Source organism: Thauera phenylacetica B4P, from assembly GCF_000310225.1.
Taxonomy (GTDB): Bacteria; Pseudomonadota; Gammaproteobacteria; order Burkholderiales; family Rhodocyclaceae; genus Thauera; species Thauera phenylacetica.
The window spans coordinates 1-293 of the sequence record NZ_AMXF01000650.1; the positions used below are offsets into that span (position 1 = coordinate 1).

The window sequence follows — 293 nt, forward strand, 5'->3', positions numbered from 1 at the left end:
GCTCGATCCGAAGCAGTTCGAGAACATGTTCCGGCGCTGGGTGGGCGGCGTGGTCGGTGCGCTCAGCGACGATGCGGGCCTGGCTGGCACGATTGCGGTCGACGGCAAGACCGTGCGCGGCTCGGGCACGGGCGGCGAGAGTGCGATCCACATGGTCAGCGCCTTCGCCACCGAGCTGGGACTGGTGCTCGGCCAGGAGAAGGTCGCCACCAAGAGCAATGAAATAACGGCGATTCCCGAGCTGCTCGAGGCGCTGTCGATCAAGGGACTGCTGGTCACGATCGACGCGATGG

General features: G+C 66.2%; 1 protein-coding gene. It reads left to right on the forward strand.

Annotation, left to right across the window (positions count from 1 at the left end; all coding sequences use genetic code 11):
- The coding region (locus tag C667_RS24125) for an ISAs1 family transposase (RefSeq protein ID WP_004393845.1) at positions 1-293 on the forward strand (293 nt) is incomplete at both ends.